The organism is Vibrio sp. RW (assembly GCF_027587105.1).
Classification (GTDB): domain Bacteria; phylum Pseudomonadota; class Gammaproteobacteria; order Enterobacterales; family Vibrionaceae; genus Vibrio; species Vibrio toranzoniae.
Window position 1 is genome coordinate 1 of record NZ_JAPPTM010000072.1, and the last position, 1,297, is coordinate 1,297.

A 1,297-nucleotide genomic window follows, 5' to 3' on the forward strand; every position below is an offset into this window, starting at 1 on the left:
GGTTCATCGCGGATTAGCGGGAACTAAAAACAAAAACGGTAGTAAGTGATATGGTTTAGTCGCCAAACAAAAATCATACACAAACTACCGTTTTCATGCCGAATCATACTTTCCTATCGTCATTCTGGGAAGGCTTTAAAATAGTAAAGTCTCACCAGACAGCATCACTTATTACACTGACTCTTAAACCGAACTCTGAGGCTAAATGCCTTTGCGGTCTTGAAGCCGAGGCTATCCATGAGTATCAATGGCGTCATGTGAAAGAGGCCATGTTGTTCAATGTTCCTGTTGAACTTTCCGTTCAAACTCGAAGGATTAAATGCCATGACTGCGGCATAAAAACAGAGTCTCTATCTTGGTTGGAGCCTTATGCTCGTATAACGAAGCGCCTAAAAAGCTATATAGAACAACTACTGCCTCTTCTTCCCATTAAGCATATCTCCCAGTTAACGAGCGTTCATTGGCACACCATTAAAGAGATAGATAAACGTCGACTTCGCCAAGTGGTACCGTCAGTGAAATGGGAAGGGCTAAGGCAACTCGTCATGGACGAGTTCGCCATCTTTAAAGGGCACCGATATGCCACAGTTATCGCTGATGCTAAGACTCACCAAGTCATTTGGATAGGGTTAGGCCGTAGCCGCAAGGACATACGACCGTTCTTCGAGCAGTTAGGCAAGCATGGCAACAATATCGAAGCGGTCGCGATGGACATGAATACGGCTTTTGACCTTGAAGTTCAAGCACACTGCCCGAACGCAAAAATCGTTTACGACTTATTCCATGTTGTTGCTAAGTTCGGTCGTGAGGTGATGGATAGAGTCAGAGTCGACCAAGCCAACAAACTCAAGCAGGATAAAAAAACGAGGCAATGGGTCAAGCGCTCACGCTGGGTATTGTTGAAAAATAGAAGCAACTTAAATCCACGGCAAGATAGCTACCTTACCGAAATATTGAATATCAATAAGGACTTAATGACCACTTATATACTCGGCTCACAACTCAAAGAGCTTTGGTATTGTGAATCAGAAGCACATGCTAAGGGGCTCTGGGAGGTATGGTGGGCACAAGTGCAAGAGAGTGGAATTAAGCCATTGAAAGAGTTCGCACGAAAACTGAGGCCTTATCTTCACGGTATTATCGCATCGGCAAGTTATCCGCTCAACACCTGCACATTGGAAGGGATAAACAACAAAATAAAGTTAATCAAGCGAATGGGGTATGGGTATCGAGATACAGACTACTTCTTCTTGAAGATAAAAGCGGCTTTCCCCGGAAAGCCGCGATGAACCTTTTT

1 protein-coding gene is annotated in these 1,297 nt (G+C 44.3%); it reads left to right on the plus strand.

Going from position 1 to position 1,297, the window contains the following annotated elements; genetic code table 11:
• Positions 1–95 precede the first annotated feature (95 nt).
• Positions 96–1,289, plus strand: a complete 1,194-nt coding sequence (locus OCT63_RS21345) for an ISL3 family transposase (protein ID WP_269984590.1) — start codon at positions 96–98, stop codon at positions 1,287–1,289.
• Positions 1,290–1,297: the final 8 nt, after the last annotated feature.

Excerpts from the sequence above, each read along its gene's own strand:
- OCT63_RS21345 (WP_269984590.1), top strand. The coding sequence starts at position 96 with ATGCCGAATCATACTTTCCTATCGTCATTCTGGGAAGGCTTTAAAATA.